The sequence below is a fragment of the Paenibacillus ilasis genome (assembly GCF_043195395.1).
GTDB classification, from domain to species: Bacteria; Bacillota; Bacilli; order Paenibacillales; family Paenibacillaceae; genus Paenibacillus_AQ; species Paenibacillus_AQ lautus.
On the sequence record NZ_JBHDJG010000001.1, the window covers coordinates 4,035,910 to 4,054,197 of the forward strand.

An 18,288-nucleotide genomic window follows, 5' to 3' on the forward strand; every position below is an offset into this window, starting at 1 on the left:
GGTCGAACATTATGAATACGACCAAACCTCAGCCGAAGAGAGGGACGCCTGATTTTCAACTGCTGATCCTTACCTTGCTGTTAGTGGGATTCGGACTGATCATGGTGTTCAGTTCCAGCTCCAGCTTGGCCGTTTTCAATGAAAAATTCAATAACGACCCGCTGCATTTTACGAAGCGGCAAGCCGCGTTTGCCGTCCTAGGCACGTTGGTTATGTTTGTTGCCATGAACATCAACTATAAGAAGTACAAGAAGCTATTCATACCGGTGTTTTTTCTAACCCTGATGCTGCTGATTCTTGTGGTGATCATCGGTTCCGCAACCAACGGAGCCACAAGCTGGTTTAACCTGGGGAAATTCGGCATCCAGCCGACCGAACTGGCCAAAATAGCGACCATTGTCTATCTGGCAGCGCTGATCACCAAAAAAGGGGAACGAATCCGTCAATGGAAGGGCGGTTTCTTCCCCGTACTCATTATTGTAGGGATTGTAGCGGGACTGATCATGCTTCAGCCGGACCTGGGGTCCTGCTTCATCCTCGTGGCTACCAGCGGGCTGCTGATCTATGCCGGCGGCGCCAGCCTCAAGCATATCCTCGGGTGTATCTCGCTTGTCGCGCTTGGCCTGGTGCTCACACTGGGGGTCGGATCACTCTTTAACTCCAGCGGAGATCAGGAGCAGGCATCCAAGAACTACAAGATGGGCCGGATCGAGGCTTTCATGGACCCGTTCCACGATGAGTCGGACACGGGCTACAATCTGGTCCAATCGCTGATTGCCATAGGCCAGGGCGGTGTCACTGGGGCCGGTTACGGGGAGAGCGTGCAGAAGCTGCATTACCTGCCGAATCCTTACAACGACTTTATCTTTTCGGTCATTGGCGAAGAATTCGGTTTTATCGGAACCGCGATATTCCTCTTGCTCTACTTATACTTTATCCTGCGAGGGATCATTGTGTCGCTTCGCTGCTCGGATCCGTTCGGAACCTTGACCGGCGTCGGCATCATGGGACTGATCGCCATCCAGGCCTTCATCAATATCGGCGGGGTTACCAATACCATTCCGATTACGGGCGTTACCCTCCCGTTCATCAGTTATGGCGGATCCTCGCTGCTGGTCATGATGCTGAGCATGGGCATCGTGCTTAGCATATCCCGGGACAGCAACCGTCCGATGAAAGAGGAGCAGGTTAAATCCGTAATTAAAAAAGACTACCGGGCAACCGTGTAGTCTTTTTTCTCGATTTTTTTTCATCATCAGCGGGGAACGATCCCCCTATGGTTCGTCTTATTTGGTTCGAAGCTGAATATCGTCGATTTCATCGTCTTTAAACGCCACGCCTTCGACCTTCACGTTGACCTCAACCACACGAAGCCCTGTCATGCTTTCGACAGCTTCGCGGACATTCTGTTGAAGCATGCGGCACACTTCATGTATTGGTGTCTCATAGAGCACGATAATCCGCAGGTCGATCGCCGCTTCCAGCTGACCTACTTCTACGGTAACACCCTTTTGCACATTTTTGCCGCTCAGCCGCTTAGCCCAGCCCTCGGACAATCCACCGGACATTGCTGCAATACCTGGGGTTTCCAAGGCAGCCAATCCGGCAATTTTCGAGACGACATCATCCGATATTCGAATCAAACCGTTATCCAGTTGAAGTTGTTCCGTCATGCCATATCCTCCTTCACCTCATTATCCGTTATTGTAAATGGTAACGGACCTAAAAAGCAAATGCTCCCTTCAGAAAAGAGGGATAATTTTTCGAAAAATTTGGGTATATTGTAGAAAGCGATACGAGAATCGTCGATTCCACTCGCGCGGACTCATCAGTACATAAACCATAAGGTAGGTGTCGGTTATGAAAAAATGGCTAAATCCCGCGCTTCTCATCTTCACTTTTTTGCTTAGCGCGCTGGGCCACTTTGCAAATTGGAACTTCACACTCCAATTCATTCTGTCTTCCATCTCGGTTATTTTTGTCGCCGGTTTTCTCGGCAAAGCAACCGAAAGCGTTGCGCATTACGCCGGTCAACGGCTCGGGGGGTTCCTGAACGCCACCTTCGGTAACGCGGCGGAGCTGATCATTGCTATCCTGCTGATCAAGGAAGGCTTGTACGATATGGTCAAGGCAAGCATCACCGGCTCCATTATCGGCAACCTGCTGCTCGTCCTCGGGCTCAGCTTGTTTGCCGGGGGCCTCAAATTTAAAATCCAGAAATACAACGTGACGCTGGCAGGCCTGAACGGATCCCTGATGACGCTGGCAATTATCGCGCTCTTTATCCCTGCTGTCTTTCTCAATACCCACTCTATTACGGAGAGTGAGACCAAGACGCTCAGCCTCATTGTGGCGGGAATTCTGATCGTGGCCTACATCGCATGGCTTGGATTCTCGATGATCACCCACAAAAATTACTTGGCAGATGTCAGCGACGATCACGACCAGGATGCACTGCCGCATGAGCACGGTCCCACCTGGTCCAAGAAACGCTCGATTCTATACCTTGTTGTCGCCACCGTGATGGTTGCGTTTGTCAGCGAATGGCTTGTCGGGGTGCTTGAACCCATCAGTCACGAGTATGGCCTCAGCGAGCTGTTTATCGGGGCCTTCCTGGTCGCGATTATCGGTAACGCCGCCGAGCACAGTGCAGCCATCATGCTTGCCATGAAGAACAAAATCGGCGCCGCCGTTGAAATTGCCGTCGGCAGCAGCCTGCAGATCGCCCTGTTTGTTGCTCCCGTGCTCGTGTTCATCAGCTTCTTCCTCGGAGATACGATGGATCTCGTGTTTACCACGCTGGAGCTGGTTGCTATCGGTGTCGCCGTATTCATTGCCAGATCCATCACGCAGGACGGTGCCTCCAACTGGTATGAAGGCCTGCTTCTGCTCGCCGTTTACGTCATACTGGGCGTCTCCTTCTTTCTCGTCTAAAGTAAGGAACGCTCAGCTCACACAGCTGTATACATGATGTAGGATCCACAAGTGAAAAAACGCATGCCGCCTGAGTGCGACATGCGTTTCTCTATGTATGCGCCTGTACAAGTACAGGCTATTTGGATTGATTCATGGCTTCGTACAGGACCGCCAGATTGCGTTCAAGCTTGCTGATCAGCTGCTTTCCCGTACTTTCCGGAAGAAGCCCGGCCCGCACCGCGAAATCAACCTCTTTTGAAAAACCGTACATTTGGGTATCCAGCACTTCCTCATAGAGAGGGCAATAACGGGTCGCCAGATTCTCCATCTGTACTTCAATAAGCTTTAGGATTTTATCTGCATCTTCATGAAGAAGACTGATCGCTTTGAGATTCAGCTGTTCCTGTAAATCAGATGAAGTCATGATCTTCCCCCCTATGTCAAAAATCACAGCACAGTTACTATCTTTAATATTAGTCGAAATCGTTTCTCAATACAAGGACCTGAACAAAATAGACCCTTTCTCTACGAAAAAACACCCTTCCATTCTATGGAAGGGTGTTTTTGGCGACTGTTATTCAGCCACGACGGATACATTCAAACCATGCTTGGTGAATACGTCGATCATTGCTTTTTTAGCTGCATCAGCATCAGGTCCGTGTACATGCAGTTCATAGCTTTGGCTGTTGACAAGCGTTGTGAACAGACCCAAGATGCTCTTAACATCAATGTACTTGTTCTCCGCCTGCAAAACGATGGAGGATGAGAACTGGCTAGCGGTTTGCGAAATTTCTACGATAGATTGATTGTTATTGGACATACGAATCCCTCCGTAACTTTAGGATCTGAATAAAGCTCATCACTGCACCTTCATGATACATTGAATCCGTTTTCTTATGCAACATTTTTTCCAATCTATTTAAGATTTTCCGGATTTAACGCTGCCAGCTCTGGAATAACAAATATACCATCCTTGCGAATCAGGCGATCGTCAAAGTAGATTTCCCCGCCGCCGTACTCCGGACGCTGGATCAAAACGAGATCCCAGTGAATCGAGGAGCGATTGCCGTTGTCTGTTACATCATATGCTTGACCTGGCGTAAAATGCAGGCTTCCGGCGATTTTCTCATCAAACAGAATATCTTTCATCGGTGTCAAAATGTACGGGTTGAAGCCGATGGCAAACTCGCCGATATATCTTGCACCTTCATCCGAATCCAAAATCTCGTTCAAACGTTTCGTGTCGCTGCCGGTTGCTTCAACAATTTTTCCGTTTTCAAAGCGGAATTTAATATTCTCGAAGGTTACGCCATTGTACAGGGTCGGTGTATTGTATGAGATCGTTCCGTTAACCGAATCACGAACAGGCGCTGTGTACACCTCGCCATCCGGAATGTTTTTCTGACCGGAGCATTTCTCCGCGCCGATGTTTTTGATCGAGAAGCTGAGATCCGTTCCCGGTCCCACAATGCGAACCTTGTCGGTATTTCTCATCAGCTCGGCCAAAGGATCCTGGGCGCGGTCCATTTTGGAGTAATCCAGATTACACACATCGAAGTAGAAATCCTCAAATGCCTCCGTGCTTGTGTTGGCAAGCTGCGCCATGCTGGCGTTCGGATAGCGGAGAACCACCCATTTCGTACGCTTGACACGCTCTTCGCTATGTACGGGGTGCGAGTAAAGGGCATTGTACAGCTTCATGTTTTCCTCAGGCACGTCAGCCATATCGTTGACGTTCTCGCCTGCGCGGATACCGATGTAACAATCCATTTTCTTCATGCGCTCAAGATCCAGCTCAGCCCACAGCTCAAGCTGCTCCTTATTTGCGTTCTTCAGCATTGCACGTTGAACCGTACGATCTGTCAATTGCACGAACGGGCGGCCACCTTGATTCGCAACCTCCTCAATGATGGCATTCAGCAGATCGCGCTCCGATCCAATCATTTCGATGAGCACATTTTCGCCTGGCTGCATATCTACCGAATAGTTCACGAGATTTTGAGCTAGTTTTTGAATTCTGGGATCACGCATATGTCATATCCTCCTTATGATGACTGTTCCCTACATGAATTGAACAGTGGTAAATTTATAAATTATTGTAGCATGCGAACAGCCCTAAGTCAGCGTTCATCGTTAAAAAAATTTTCATGGTTATTCCTTCAATAACCGGTAAACGTAACATCGGACAGCAGTGTTTCCGTGCGTGTTCTGCCTTGTTCGTCTACAAAAAACAATGTTCGTTCCATAGTCAGTTTGGTAGGAAGTTGCTTTTTTTTGTTAATGGTTACATGAGAGACCGAAACGGTATCGGCCTTGCTCAACATGTTCTTCATTTCAGTATAGTCCCGCTCCCACACGGCCTTCAGTTGTTTACGAACCTTCGGATCTTCACTGTACAGCGGATCTCCTTTGCGTTCGATCCTCTCCGCCAGCGCCTTCATCTGCTCATCCAGCGATGCGTAGACCATATTGGCAGCCGCCTCCGGCGACAACTCAATGCGCAGCACCTTGGTTCCTCTTGCCGCCCCCAGTTCCTGGGTTACCGTCTTCTCCGACTTTCCGATATACTCCAGCAGTTCAAGCGGATTCAGGCGGGTCATCCACAATTCCTCGGCATGTCCCGAAGAGAGCGTGCTCCACTTGCCTTCCTTGCGCTTCAGCGCCACGGTAAGTCCATCCGATTTATATACCGAATCCGCAGATACCTTATCACTGCGAATTGTTGTGCCCTTGTCCCTTGATGATAGTGTCAGATCCTTATGATGCTGCAAATTGCCTTCAAATGCCAAACTTTGCTGAAACGGTCCGTTTTCTCCGCTCCGAATCGCCGCTTCTCCCCGAAAAGAGAAATTATCAATGCCGGACAGCCCCGATAGGGCGCGGTTAAACGATTCTTCGGCAGACAATTGTTCCTGCCAGGCACATCCGGTTAAGCAAAAGACGAACAAAACCATTCCGATGACGCTCCGTGATCTTCCCATTCTCATAATCATCAGCCCCTCGTTGATCTTGTTCTTAGGCTATCCGCGGCCCATCACATTATGCAGATTACATAAAAAACCCTGCAGCCACTAAATAGCTGCAGGGTATTTAATCCAATCCGATTTCAGCCTCGGCCCTCTCCACGACAATCCGGTTGCGGCCGCCGTTCTTCGCTTCGTACAGGGCCATATCCGCTCGATAAAAGAGGGTCTCCACGCTGATCTTCTCATTGGTCCAGTTCCATTCAGAAATTCCGCAGGATACCGTTACGCGCGGATCGGTCTCTTCCGATACCCTTATGCGAATCCGTTCGGCGACCTGCATCGCCTGCTGAATGCCAAGTCCCGGCAAATACACGGCAAGCTCCTCGCCGCCCCAACGGGCCGGAATATCGCTGTGACGAATCGTAGTCTTCACGATACTGCTGACCTGCTTCAAAATTTTGTCCCCCCGCTGGTGACCGAACGTATCATTGACCTGCTTGAATTCATCGATATCCACCACAATGAGAGAACCGCAAAAATCACGGTTCTGACATTCATGAATCATTTCATCAAGATAATGCCTCGCATACAATTCAGTCAGCATATCCCGGTTTGCCATTCTTCTCACTTCCGCATGCAAAAAGGCATTGCCGATAGCCAGACCAATATGGCTTGTCAGGGCTTGAAGCAACCGATAGCTGTCATACGAAAAATAATGCCGCTTCGCATGGGTGAGAAGGACAACGCCCCGTACCTCACCGTTTACAGTAAGCGGAGTAGCAATCATCGAGCTGGAATGAGTGCTCTCCATCAGCCGGGATTCCGCAGGACGTTCTTCGTGATAGTCTGACAGGATGAGCGGCTCCTTGGAATGATAGACTAGGCCGCCTAAACCGTAATCCTTCTCAAAGACCTCTTTGGCAAGCCACTCGGCGTTGCAGGATACCACTTCAAGACCGCCAAGCTCCTCGTTATAAATCAAAATGCAGCAGTAATCGGCCTCTAGAATCTTTAGCAGCTCATGGTTGGCAAATTGGAATATCTCCGCCAAATGCAAGCTTTTGTTCAATCGCTGTGTCAGTTCATTAATCATACGGAGCTCATGAATCATCAGATTGGACTGCTCGTACAATTTGGCATTCTCAAACGCGGTGCCCGCAGCATCGGCCATCATCCCGAGGAGCTCCAGATCCATATCGGGCAGCTCAGACTTGTCCACTTCCACATGGAGCACGCCATAAACGCCCTGCTTGCCTCCCATGGGAATCCCGATTTCCACGATCGAATCGGGTTCCTCATGTTCATGAATCGTGAGGGTACCCTCCATAAATGTGCGGACATAAACCTCTTTCTGCCAATGATGGAGCAGCAGGGGACGCACCAGCGGATGTCCGCTCTCATGGTCCTGAGACATAAACAATTCGACTTTGGCCTTGGGATACAGCGCCAGAACACTGTCGATAGCCTCCACCAGCACACTGTCCACATTAATCTGGACATGCATCCGCTTTACATACTGAAACATGATGGAACGCCTGTGCACCTCACGCTCAGCTTGAGTGTGAACGCTCTCCAGATCATCAGCAAATACGTATTCCAGCTTCCGATAGAAGCAGGAACGAAACAATAACGCGTACGTTTCTGTCAGCATAAGTGACTGTTCCGGCTCCATCGCATGCGAGGAAACACTGACCATCACCGCAAATACATCACCATGAATGCGAGTGAAGAGCGGGACAGCGCACAGCACTTTTCCCTCAAACGAACCTTTCCCCATCCCTTGGGCGGCTTCTTTGGAGTTTAAAACAAGCGATAACGTCTCATCTTCTCTTGCATTAAGGTATTCCGTTATTTCGGACGCCCCTGTCAGCCAAGCTCCCTCATGAGAAAGAAGGGCCCAGCTGAATCTCTTCATCGCCTGTGTGCCTGTGCTTTCTCTTAGCCACTCCAGATAGCTGTCTGATATGAGAGGCTGAATATAAGGGAAATCATGAGGTGTAATATCCAAGCTCTGAAGCCAAAAACGAGGCTCGTTTCCGGGAGTTGGCCCGGCATCATTAAACGTAACTGCAGAGCCGGGAGAGCTTTCATACACTTTCCGTTGATCTTCTGACATATTGGGCGCTCCTTTGCACCATTATAAAAGGCCTATCCAAGACTGGCGTTCCGATTCATAATGTAAGGATCCTTTTGGCTGCCGCATGAATGGCGGTAACCCAGCTGTTCAACATGTTGGGAGGGTGATGATATACATCAAAAGATGTTACGATATGTAACTAGATAAATGAGACTACTTAATCCAATATCATCTTACTCTTTTCTACCCATTTTTGCATTAGATTTTATGCGTTTTTCACAATAATTTTAGGTCCATGGTCCTATCGACAAAATTAGACAAAAACCAAGTTATAGTAAGTTGCAGGTTGAACTTGACTTTATATCATTACTTCATATAATATTTATTGTTGAGTAAGAATGCAATGCATTCCATGAATTTGGGCGGGTTGTGTCACCCTCACGTTATTTGTTACTGACAGGACAGCGGCTGAACTTTCCTGGCAGATCTTCCGGCGATTACGGTTAGAGCAAACAAATACGGCGCAAATAGAGCCCTAATGAAACTTTAATTAAAAAGGAGTCTATATAACATGGCACGTTACACCGGTCCTAAATTTAAATTAAGCCGTCGTCTGGGAATCTCCCTGAGCGGTACAGGTAAAGAATTGGCTAAACGCCCTTTCCCTCCAGGTCAGCATGGTCCTAACCAACGGAGAAAAGTAAGTAACTATGGTATGCAGCTTCAAGAAAAGCAAAAGCTGCGTCATATGTACGGCTTGGGCGAGAAGCAATTTAAAACTCTGTTTAACAAAGCAACTGGCATGAAAGGTATCGCTGGTGAGAACTTTATGTTCCTGCTTGAGAGCCGTCTGGACAACCTGGTTTACCGTCTTGGCTTCAGCAACTCCCGTGCGGGTGCTCGTCAATTGGTAGCTCACGGTCACGTGACTGTGAACGGCAAGAAAGTCGATATCGCTTCTTACGCTGTAAGCACAGGCGATGTAATCGGTCTTCGTGAAAGAAGCCGCAGCCTCTCTTCCATCAAGGAAGCTTTGGCTAACCGCGTACATCTTCCAGCTTACCTCGAGTTTGATGAAGCAGCAATGGAAGGGAAATACATCCGTCTTCCAGAACGTTCCGAACTTTCCCAAGATATCGATGAGAAGCAAATCGTCGAATTCTACAACCGTTAAGATTAACTCGGAACCCAAAAAACCTGAAGGCCTCGGCCTTCAGGTTTTTTTATGTGAAACCTCAAAAAAGCTTCAATCTGGCAAATTTACGCCTGCCCAGTTGAACCACATCCCCATCCCGAGGAACGATCTCACCGTAGATGTCGCTGCACTTCTCACCATTCCATTTTACGGCCCCCTGCTGGATGCTCCGTCTGGCCTCACCATTAGAAGCGGCAAAACCGAGCAGTGTCAGCAGTTTGATAAGCGTAATCTTTCCATCCTCCAGTTCTCCGCCCGGTACAACGTAATCCTCGATGGTTTCAGGAAGTGCCTTCCGCTGGAAGACGGTCACAAAATGCTGCTGTGCAGCATCCGCAGCCTCCCTCCCATGATACATGCGAACGAGCGTGTGGAGAGACTCATCTTGGCATCCCGGGGATGAACGCTTCCGTCCCGAAGCCCCTTCTCCAGTCTGGTTACCTCCTCGCCGGCCATATCCGTGGCCAAGCTGAAGTATTTGAGCGTGAGCTCATCCGGAACGGACATGGATTTACCGTAAATCTCATTCGGCTCTTCATCGATACCGATGTAATTGCCCAAGCTCTTACTCATCTTCTGTAAGCCGTCCAGCCCTTCGATAAGCGGCATCGTGATCGCAACCTGAGGTTCTGAGCCATATTCCTTCTGCAGGGTGCGTCCCATCAGCAAGTTAAACTTCTGATCCGTCCCCCCAAGCTCGACATCGGTCTTAAGCGCCACGGAATCCATACCTGCATCAACGGGTAAAAAAACTCATGGATGCTGATCGGAAGTCCGCCCTGGTAACGTTTTGTAAAATCATCGCGCTCCAGCATCCGTGCCACCGTAACCTTTGCCGATAAGCTGACCACTTCGGCAAAAGTCATCGGCGCAAGCCACTCGGAATTGTTGTACACCTTCGTTTTTTCAGGATCCAATACCTTGTATATTTGTTTTTTGTACGTTTCCGCATGCCGCCTCACATCCTCTTCCGACAATTGCTTACGCGTTTCGGATTTGCCTGTTGGATCTCCAACCCTGCCCGTAAAGTCCCCATATGCTTTCCGAAATAGTCAATCTTCCTCAAAAAAGGACACGCTATATAGGGACACATGATTCAAAACCTTCGATTTATGCTATAATAGGTGCGTTAAAAGGAGGAGTATACATTCATGGTTGAGGAGAAAAAACAAGAGCCTGAAAAACAGAAGAAACCGCGTAAACGGTCCTTTCTGCGGGTGCTCGGATCCGTCATCGGATGGCTCTTTGTGGTAGGTCTGATGGGCGTTTTGTTCGCCGGCGGAGCCGTAGCTGGCTACGTGACCTCTATCGTTGAGAATGAGCCGGTAAGATCCAGGGCTCTCATCGAGAATACGGTGAACGACAATGCCATAACGGGCTTCGCCTACTTCGCGGATGGCTCACCGATCGGGCAGCTTAGAACCGAAGAAGACAGACGACCTGTGGAATTCAAGGATATTCCCCAGCTTGTTAAGGATGCCGTCGTATCCATAGAAGACAACCGTTTTTATACACATAAGGGTGTTGACATAAAAGGTACCGCTCGGGCCGTGAAGGAACGCGTGCTGAACGAGCCGGTTCAAACCGGCGGCAGCACGTTGACACAACAGCTGGCCAGGCTCACTTTTTTAAGTCGCGACAAAACCGATAACCGCAAGGTAAAAGAAATGCTGCTTGCCATGCGGATGGAACGCTTTTTGAGTAAAGACCAAATTTTAACTGCCTACCTGAACAAGGTTCCTTACGGCAACGGTTCCAGCGGATACCAACTGTTCGGGATCAAAGCTGCGGCAAGAGGTATATTTAACATCAACAATCTGAATGATCTGAATGTGGCCCAAGCTGCATATTTGGCAGGTCTTCCGCAGCTGCCGTCCTCCTACTCTGCTTTCAACGGCAAGGGGGAATTTGACGAGAAATCATTCAACCGGGCAATAAACCGCCAACACCGCGTGCTGGCAAGCATGCTGGAAGAAGGTAAAATAACGCAAGCCGAGTATGAAGAGGCCAAGGCATTCGATATCAAAAAATCGCTTGCTCCTCGCACGCAGAAGGCCTATGTGACTTATCCTTATCTCATGATGGAAGTAGAACGCCAAGCATCAAATATCCTGATGCAACTGGGCGAGGAAGCCGAAGAGAACGCTAAAGGCACGCAAGCAAACTCCGATCTGATGGATGCTTCCCGAGCTCAGCTCAGCACCGGCGGTTACCGTGTTTACACCACCATCGACCGGACATTATACAAGACCATGCGCTCGATCGCAGAGGATAACAGCAACTACTTGCCTGACAGCGCCGAAAAAGGAATGGAGCAAACCGCCGCGATGATGATCGACAACAAAACCGGCGCCATTCTCGGTATGATTGAGGGCAGGGATTTTAACACAGAACAAATGAACTACGCGACACAAATGAAACGACAACCTGGATCTGCCATGAAACCTATTGCTGCGTATTTACCGGCACTCGATTCGGGAGCGATTCAGCCTGCCAGCGTGGTCGATGATTCACCGATCATCTTAAAGGACTACAGCAAAGTATTCCATATCCCTAAAAACTCGTACGCCGGGTACAGAGGATTGATGACCGCAAGACAGGCGCTGAACGATTCGACCAATACGGTGGCGCTCAAGCTGTTTAACAACACGGTCGGCATTGAGAAGGCCTGGGAGTTTTCCAAGAAGCTGGGCATCACGACCTTGGAGAAAGACGATTATAATGCTTCAACCGGTGTACTGGGGGGATTGCATTACGGCGTGACAGTGGAAGAGCTTACGAATGCATACAGTTCCATCGGCAATCAAGGCAAATTCACGGACGCTTTCATGATTGAGAAAATCGTGGATTCCAAAGGCAATATTGTCTATAAACACGAAGTGAAACCGGAGCAGGTGTTCTCCGAACAAACCGCGTATCTCATGACGGATATGCTGCGTACCGTCATCACGAACGGAACAGCCAGCAAGGTCAGGGACACGTACAAGAAATTCAATGAGGTTCCGGTCGTTGGTAAAACCGGCTCCACCCAGAACTACGGGGATGTCTGGTTCATGGGGTACTCGCCCGATGTTACGCTTGGCGTATGGGTCGGATATAAGGAGCAAAAAAATACGCTCGTTGGAGACCAGCGCAAGCACGCCCAGGCCATTTGGGCCAGAATCATGAACGAAGTGACGGACGTTAAGCCGGAGCTGTTTCCAACCAAAACGTTCGAGAAGCCTGAAGGCATAACGTCCAAGACGGTTTCCGCTTACAGCGGCAAGCTTCCGACTTCCTTAACGGACAAATTCGTAACGGATCTGTTCAACGCGAAGTTTGTGCCTACCGAAAGCGATGATGGTATCGCAAAAGCAAAATACCTCACCTATCGGGGTGTAAATTACATTCCACAGGAAGCAACGCCGTTGGATATGTTGAGAGAGCAAATCGTAATCAAGCGTGAAAAGCCTATTGATGAGCTGATTGTGGAGCTCCAGAACGCCCTGAAGGTCATGAAAGGTGAAAAGAGATCGCTGGAATCTTATCTCCCGCAGGACGCGAAGAAAGGGATGCCGAGCAAGGTCGACCCTAGAACAGATGACGGCAAAGCCCCTACCCCACCGAAAAACGTACATTATTCGATGGGCAGCGGGTCCATCAGCTTTAATGCCAGCGGATCTCCTGATGTTGTCGGATACCGGCTCTTTAAGTCCGTTAACGGCAGCCCGTTTACACATCAAGGGCAAGTCGTGCTTGGCGACGAGAGCCTTGTCTTCTCGGGACTTGGAGCTGACGGAATGTTTACTTCCTATTACGTTGTCGCCGTTGACGTAGCCGGCAAAACATCTGAGCCAAGTGCAATTGTGGGCGGCACAGCACCTGGATTCGAAGTTCCAGGCGATAACGGCACGAATCCGGACGACATCGAAAATCCTGGTGACGGCGTCACTGAGGGAGATCCGAATATCGACCTGGAACTTGGGAATGAAGGTGCTGCTACCGTACCGTCTGCACCAGGTCAGCCGACCCTCGCAGCTACCCCTGAGGGCTTTCAAGCCACTTGGAGCGGTAATGCTCCAGAGGAAGAAGTGATGGTCTACAACATCTACATCAGTCCAAACAGTGACGGCAATTACCAGATTCTTGGCTCAAGTAAGAGCACGGAGTTCTACTACTCCTCTGGTAACCCGATCGGCGGTACCTTTAGAGTAACTGCCGTCAATCCAATCGGTGAATCTGCCGCTTCACCAGCCGTATATTTTGAGAAAAAATAGATGATTATATTAAAAAACCAGCCCCTCTACAGAGATCATCTGTTAGATGGGCTGGTTTTATTTTTAGCTGAAGCAGATGCTTGCAGTTAGTCCATGTCGAAGTTTATACTCTTCGATATCTAAAGAAAAACGTTTATCGACGAAATTCCAAGAGGACAGACCACGCTAAGCTGTACTTTTTCTTGCGACAGAAAAAAGACTGACTATGAAAATGACGGTCACCATCTTCATAGTCAGCCCTGTCTTGATCATGGTTTTAATCTTCAATCGTGGACAGATCGCCTGTCGGAAGATCCAGTTCCCACGCTTTCAATACACGGCGCATGATCTTACCGGAGCGCGTCTTCGGAAGTTTATCCTTAAACTCAATTTCACGAGGCGCGGCATGAGCGGAAAGTCCTTCCTTCACAAAACGGTAAATTTCATCCTTGAGCTCCTGAGTAGGTGTATACCCCTCACGTAAGGAGATAAAGGCCTTAATGATCTCGCCACGGGTTACATCAGGCTTGCCGATCACGCCTGCTTCAGCGACAGCCGGATGCTCAACCAGCTTGCTCTCGACTTCGAACGGTCCGATTCGCTCACCGGACGAATTAATCACGTCGTCTATTCTACCCTGGAACCAGAAGTATCCTTCTTCATCCATATAGGCCGAATCACCTGAAATGTACCAGCCCGGAATTCGGAAGTATTCTTCATACTTCGCCTCGTTATTCCAGATCGCTCTCATCATGGACGGCCAAGGTGTCTTGATTGCCAAGTTGCCCATCGTATACGGAGGAACTTCTTTCCCTTGATCATCCAAGATAGCGGCTGTAATGCCTGGCAGCGGTCGTCCCATGGATCCTGGCTTGATTGCCATCCCCGGGTAGTTACAGATCAGCTGTCCGCCGGTCTCCGTCATCCACCATGTATCATGGATACGCTGGTTATAAGCCTTGTGTCCCCAACGTACTACCTCGGGGTTAAGCGGCTCGCCAACGGATAAAATATGCCGTACATGGCTCAAATCATATTGGTCGATAAGCTCGGAACCCGCACCCATCAGCATGCGGAATGCGGTCGGAGCGCTGTACCATACCGTTACCTTATTGTTTACCAAAGTGCTGTACCAATCCTGCGGGCTGAAACGGCCGCCGCGAATGACATTGGTGACACCGTTCAACCATGGTGCAAAAATGCCGTAGGACGTACCGGTTACCCAGCCCGGATCGGCTGTGCACCAATATATATCATCTTCCCTTAAATCCAATACAACCTTGCCCGTATAATAATGCTGAATCATGGCATTTTGCACGTGATACACGCCCTTCGGTTTCCCGGTAGAGCCTGATGTATAGTGCATGATCAATCCATCTTCCCGCTCAAGCCATTCAATGTCCAGCTCACTTGATGCAGCCTCTACTTCCTCGTGGTAGCTTACTAGCCGCGAGTCCTCTTCCTCAATATCGCCAACGACAAAAATATGCTTCAGTTCAGGCAGCTCATCCCGCTTCACGCGCGACAACAGTGCAGGCGTCGTAATCAGTGCAACAGCTCCACTGTCCTCCAGACGGTCCTTTACAGCCGTCTCCATAAACGCCTCGAACAATGGGCCGACCACGGCGCCAACCTTCAGAATGCCCAGCAAACCGGCATAGAGCTCAGGGCCGCGCGGCATAAAGATAAATACCCGATCACCTTTGCCAACGCCATATTTGCGGAGTACATTACCGAACTTGTCGGATTTCTCTTTCAGCTGCGCATAAGTAATAGATTCCTCACGATTGGCGTCACTGTACAGGAGAGCTACCTTATCTCCTCGCCCCTCTGCTACATGACGATCAATAGCTTCATACGCCATATTCACTTTGCCCGTCTCATACCAAGTAAAATGTCTTTCGATTTCGTCCCATGAAAACTCGGAGCGTGCCTGCTCGTAACTCTTCATATTGGAATGCGAAACTTCACTTGGCAATATTTCGCTATGCGTTTGATTCATGATAACATCCTCCTCATTCTCAAATCGGTCTCCTCATAGTGGACAGCGCTTACAAAATGATTGAATGAAACATACATTTTACACATTGCGGTGGGTCGTCACGTTGTCGCAGTCATCGAGTCATTAACCCCTAGAATTCGCAAGGAAACATATCGTTAAGTACGACACAAATGTGAAGATTTTATGTCGAAAAGATTATATCATAGCTCTTGTTTGCCTGTCATTGCTTTTCATTTTTTTATTTTTTTGCTATAAGTAGGGTATGGAATTGAAAGGAGCGTAACGGATGGAACACTGCAAGGTATACCAGTCTCATGTTCTGTTCCCTGAAGACCGCCGCCTGATCATCGAAGGACCTGTACCTCCCGAGCAACTATCCGAACTAACCATGCACCCTGATCTCAAGGCTTTTCGTCGTCCTGCGGAGCAGCATGAGGCATTGGTGGAAATTGCAGGCCTGCCCGAAGGCAGAATCATCATCACGAGAGACCAAGATATGATCGTTGGATATGTAACGTTTCATCACCCGGATGAGCAGGAACGCTGGTCTGAGGGCAATATGGAAGATTTGATTGAACTTGGTGCCATCGAGGTAGCGAAAGACTACCGTTCTCTGGGACTTGGGCAGCAGATGATCAAGACTGCATTTGAAGAAGAACAGATGGAGCGTTACATCGTGTTTACGACCGAGTACTACTGGCATTGGGATCTAAAAGGAAGCGGCCTTAACGTATGGGATTACCGCAAAATGATGGAACGGTTAATGAAAATCGTGGATATGGAGTGGTATGCAACCGATGATCCTGAAATCTGCTCCCATCCCGCCAACTGTCTCATGGTCAGAATCGGGCGGCACGTACCGCTTTCGTCACAAGAACAATTCGATCGTATCCGTTTCAGACAGCGGTTTATGTATTAAGTTGATATCAAATAAATAAAAAAAACAAACTCCCCTGAGCTTGCTCAAGGGAGTTTGTTTGAATGCCGGCACGTACTGGAAATGCATACCTACCAAATCCACAAAGTTTCTACTAGAGTCTGCCCAGCATGTAGTTCACGATTTCGTGTGAACGCTTGGAGGCTTTCACTGTAAACTCAGGGAAGTTGACATGGGCAGAGCCGTCTGCCTTATCCGACATGGATCTGATCACCACATAAGGCACACTGTTCATATAACATACCTGGGCAACGGCAGAACCTTCCATTTCCGCGCAAGCCCCGTTCAGATCTTCGTAGAGCGTCCGTACCGTTTCACGGCTGGCAATGAACTGGTCGCCGGACAGAATCTTCCCGATGACATAATGATTCACTGCCTGCTCTTTGCACGCTTCCTGTGCCAGCTCGATCAACGACGGATCTGCCGGAAAATCGGACACTTCCTGATACGGAATCACCCCGCGCGCAAAACCAAGCGGAGTCACGTCCATATCGTGCTGCATGCAGGAGGAAGAGATGACGATATCGCCAATGTTCAGCTCCGGATGCAGCGCACCCGCTACGCCGGTAAACAATATTTTGGAAACGCCATAGGTGTCAATCAAGATTTGCGTGGTAACCGCGGCATTCACCTTACCCACCCCGCTCTTGCATACAACGACTCTCTTGCCATGAATCATTCCTGAAGCATATGTAACCCCTGCACGGACTGCTGTTTCTTTATTCTCCAGTTGACTGAGCAGCAATTCCACTTCTTCGTCCATAGCCCCGATTAGGCCGATAACCTGTGTTGTCATACCGATATCCCTCCTGAATTCAAGACCACATAAAAACTCCACCAGAAAAAAGCCCCTTAAACCCAGGAGCTTTCTTCAAGTCAATAGATGTCTAAACAACTTTCATTCACACTTTTTACTCGTTCACATGACTAACCGAGAGGCGAAGAATCGTTTCATGCGGCAGAATCACGCGAGGATTCTCCACATTCTCCTTCTTCATCAGCTTGGTAAGCAAACGCATCGCTACGGCTCCAAGATCATACATCGGTTGAGCCACCGTTGTCAGCTGTGGACGAACCATCGAAGCCATCCGGATATTGTCTACGCTGATGATTGAGAAATCATCCGGCACTTTGTAGCCTTCATCCTGAATGCTATGAATAGCGCCAATCGCCATCTCATCGGTAGCAGCAAATATAGCCGTTGGTTTCTTTTTGAGGCCCAGGAAGTACTTCATCGCTTCCACACCGGACTCATAGCGGTAGTTACCGATCCGTACCAAATCCTCTTGATACTCGATCCCTGCAGCTTCCAGTGCTTTTTTGTAGCCTTGGAAACGCGCATAACCGTTCGCCGGATCCTGCAGCGTGCCGCTGATCATAGCGATCTCGCGGTGTCCGTGCCGGATCAGTGTGTTTACCGCATCAAACGCAGCCTGTTCATGATCAATGTCGACCGAAGGATAAGAGCCTCTCTCGTCGCTTGTCGCACAAAGAACAATCGGCACAGCCGATGTTTGGAACGCCTGGATATGCTCGTCCGTCACCGTTCCACCCATAAACAACAACCCGTCCACTTGCTTCTCAAGCAAGGTGTTGATAACGCGGATTTCTTTTTCCTTACGTTTGTCGGCATTACACAAAATTATATTATAGTGATACATGTTAGCAATATCCTCAATACCACGGGCAATCTCCGCAAAGATCGAGTTCGAAATGTCAGGGATCACAACGCCGACGGTTGTGGTCTTCTTGCTGGCCAGTCCTCTGGCTACCGCATTCGGACGATACCCTAAACGTTCAATCGCTTCGTATACTTTTTTCCGGGTCTGAGGCTTAACGTTCGGGTTATTGTTTACAACCCGTGATACCGTCGCCATGGAAACGCCTGCTTCGCGCGCAACATCGTAAATGGTTACCGTCAAATTCCTTCTCTCCATTGCCAATAGATTTTCATTCGTTC

The 18,288-nt window shown here is 49.1% G+C and carries 14 protein-coding genes and 1 pseudogene; 5 read left to right on the plus strand and 10 right to left on the minus strand.

What is annotated here, in order from left to right:
* Positions 1-11 precede the first annotated feature (11 nt).
* A complete protein-coding gene (ftsW, locus tag ACETK5_RS18265) occupies positions 12-1,229 on the plus strand; it encodes a putative lipid II flippase FtsW (protein ID WP_100536086.1) in 1,218 nt (405 codons plus the stop codon).
* A gap of 57 nt (positions 1,230-1,286) precedes the next feature.
* Here ftsW and ACETK5_RS18270 read toward each other — a convergent pair whose 3' ends face one another.
* The gene (locus tag ACETK5_RS18270) at positions 1,287-1,673 is read right to left on the minus strand and encodes an Asp23/Gls24 family envelope stress response protein (protein WP_100536085.1); all 387 of its coding nucleotides are present in this window, start codon (positions 1,671-1,673) and stop codon (positions 1,287-1,289) included.
* A gap of 187 nt (positions 1,674-1,860) precedes the next feature.
* Here ACETK5_RS18270 and cax point away from each other — a divergent pair, with 187 nt between their 5' ends.
* Positions 1,861-2,934 carry a calcium/proton exchanger gene (gene cax, locus ACETK5_RS18275; protein ID WP_100536084.1) on the plus strand — a complete coding sequence of 358 codons (1,074 nt, stop codon included), beginning with the start codon at positions 1,861-1,863 and terminating at the stop codon, positions 2,932-2,934.
* 118 nt (positions 2,935-3,052) lie between these two features.
* Here the strand turns inward: cax and ACETK5_RS18280 are convergent, their stop codons facing one another.
* The 5 genes from ACETK5_RS18280 to ACETK5_RS18300 all read right to left on the minus strand — a co-directional run bounded on the left by ACETK5_RS18280 (position 3,053) and on the right by ACETK5_RS18300 (position 7,998).
* Positions 3,053-3,340, minus strand: coding sequence for an Fpa/YlaN family protein (locus tag ACETK5_RS18280; protein WP_009589686.1), 288 nt, complete (start codon positions 3,338-3,340; stop codon positions 3,053-3,055).
* A 150-nt stretch (positions 3,341-3,490) separates the two neighbouring features.
* Entirely contained in the window at positions 3,491-3,736 is a 246-nt protein-coding gene (locus tag ACETK5_RS18285) for an HPr family phosphocarrier protein (protein WP_071223684.1), read from the minus strand.
* A gap of 95 nt (positions 3,737-3,831) precedes the next feature.
* A complete protein-coding gene (locus ACETK5_RS18290) occupies positions 3,832-4,947 on the minus strand; it encodes an aminopeptidase (RefSeq protein WP_100536083.1) in 1,116 nt (371 codons plus the stop codon).
* Between the two features lie 128 nt (positions 4,948-5,075).
* Positions 5,076-5,903 (minus strand): hypothetical protein, encoded by an 828-nt coding sequence (locus ACETK5_RS18295; protein ID WP_243390613.1) that lies wholly within the window; start codon positions 5,901-5,903, stop codon positions 5,076-5,078.
* A gap of 103 nt (positions 5,904-6,006) precedes the next feature.
* A complete protein-coding gene (locus ACETK5_RS18300; RefSeq protein WP_394057075.1) occupies positions 6,007-7,998 on the minus strand; it encodes a sensor domain-containing diguanylate cyclase in 1,992 nt (663 codons plus the stop codon).
* A 532-nt stretch (positions 7,999-8,530) separates the two neighbouring features.
* On the opposite strand from ACETK5_RS18300, the gene rpsD reads away from it, so the two are divergent.
* Positions 8,531-9,133 (plus strand): 30S ribosomal protein S4, encoded by a 603-nt coding sequence (gene rpsD / locus ACETK5_RS18305; RefSeq protein WP_100536080.1) that lies wholly within the window; start codon positions 8,531-8,533, stop codon positions 9,131-9,133.
* Positions 9,134-9,194: 61 nt separating this feature from the next.
* Here rpsD and tyrS read toward each other — a convergent pair.
* A pseudogene (tyrS, locus tag ACETK5_RS18310) lies at positions 9,195-10,188 on the minus strand (tyrosine--tRNA ligase); the annotation flags it as partial.
* Positions 10,189-10,305: 117 nt separating this feature from the next.
* Between tyrS and ACETK5_RS18315 the strand changes: the two are divergent.
* A complete protein-coding gene (locus ACETK5_RS18315) occupies positions 10,306-13,410 on the plus strand; it encodes a transglycosylase domain-containing protein (protein WP_394057078.1) in 3,105 nt (1,034 codons plus the stop codon).
* A gap of 256 nt (positions 13,411-13,666) precedes the next feature.
* Here ACETK5_RS18315 and acsA read toward each other — a convergent pair whose 3' ends face one another.
* Positions 13,667-15,391, minus strand: coding sequence for an acetate--CoA ligase (gene acsA / locus ACETK5_RS18320; protein WP_394057079.1), 1,725 nt, complete (start codon positions 15,389-15,391; stop codon positions 13,667-13,669).
* A gap of 286 nt (positions 15,392-15,677) precedes the next feature.
* On the opposite strand from acsA, the gene ACETK5_RS18325 reads away from it, so the two are divergent.
* A complete protein-coding gene (locus ACETK5_RS18325) occupies positions 15,678-16,310 on the plus strand; it encodes a GNAT family N-acetyltransferase (RefSeq protein WP_071223676.1) in 633 nt (210 codons plus the stop codon).
* 112 nt (positions 16,311-16,422) lie between these two features.
* Here ACETK5_RS18325 and ACETK5_RS18330 read toward each other — a convergent pair whose 3' ends face one another.
* A complete protein-coding gene (locus tag ACETK5_RS18330) occupies positions 16,423-17,124 on the minus strand; it encodes a 5'-methylthioadenosine/adenosylhomocysteine nucleosidase (RefSeq protein WP_394057081.1) in 702 nt (233 codons plus the stop codon).
* Positions 17,125-17,239: 115 nt separating this feature from the next.
* A complete protein-coding gene (gene ccpA / locus ACETK5_RS18335) occupies positions 17,240-18,250 on the minus strand; it encodes a catabolite control protein A (protein WP_015734310.1) in 1,011 nt (336 codons plus the stop codon).
* Between the last annotated feature and the right edge of the window lie 38 nt (positions 18,251-18,288).

Excerpts from the sequence above, each read along its gene's own strand:
- ACETK5_RS18270 (WP_100536085.1), bottom strand. The coding sequence starts at position 1,673 with ATGACGGAACAACTTCAACTGGATAACGGTTTGATTCGAATATCGGAT.
- ACETK5_RS18290 (WP_100536083.1), bottom strand. The coding sequence starts at position 4,947 with ATGCGTGATCCCAGAATTCAAAAACTAGCTCAAAATCTCGTGAACTAT.
- ACETK5_RS18285 (WP_071223684.1), bottom strand. The coding sequence starts at position 3,736 with ATGTCCAATAACAATCAATCTATCGTAGAAATTTCGCAAACCGCTAGC.
- ACETK5_RS18315 (WP_394057078.1), top strand. The coding sequence starts at position 10,306 with ATGGTTGAGGAGAAAAAACAAGAGCCTGAAAAACAGAAGAAACCGCGT.
- ACETK5_RS18330 (WP_394057081.1), bottom strand. The coding sequence starts at position 17,124 with ATGACAACACAGGTTATCGGCCTAATCGGGGCTATGGACGAAGAAGTG.
- ACETK5_RS18300 (WP_394057075.1), bottom strand. The coding sequence starts at position 7,998 with ATGTCAGAAGATCAACGGAAAGTGTATGAAAGCTCTCCCGGCTCTGCA.
- acsA (WP_394057079.1), bottom strand. The coding sequence starts at position 15,391 with ATGAATCAAACGCATAGCGAAATATTGCCAAGTGAAGTTTCGCATTCC.
- ACETK5_RS18280 (WP_009589686.1), bottom strand. The coding sequence starts at position 3,340 with ATGACTTCATCTGATTTACAGGAACAGCTGAATCTCAAAGCGATCAGT.
- ACETK5_RS18325 (WP_071223676.1), top strand. The coding sequence starts at position 15,678 with ATGGAACACTGCAAGGTATACCAGTCTCATGTTCTGTTCCCTGAAGAC.
- ACETK5_RS18295 (WP_243390613.1), bottom strand. The coding sequence starts at position 5,903 with ATGAGAATGGGAAGATCACGGAGCGTCATCGGAATGGTTTTGTTCGTC.
- ftsW (WP_100536086.1), top strand. The coding sequence starts at position 12 with ATGAATACGACCAAACCTCAGCCGAAGAGAGGGACGCCTGATTTTCAA.
- rpsD (WP_100536080.1), top strand. The coding sequence starts at position 8,531 with ATGGCACGTTACACCGGTCCTAAATTTAAATTAAGCCGTCGTCTGGGA.
- cax (WP_100536084.1), top strand. The coding sequence starts at position 1,861 with ATGAAAAAATGGCTAAATCCCGCGCTTCTCATCTTCACTTTTTTGCTT.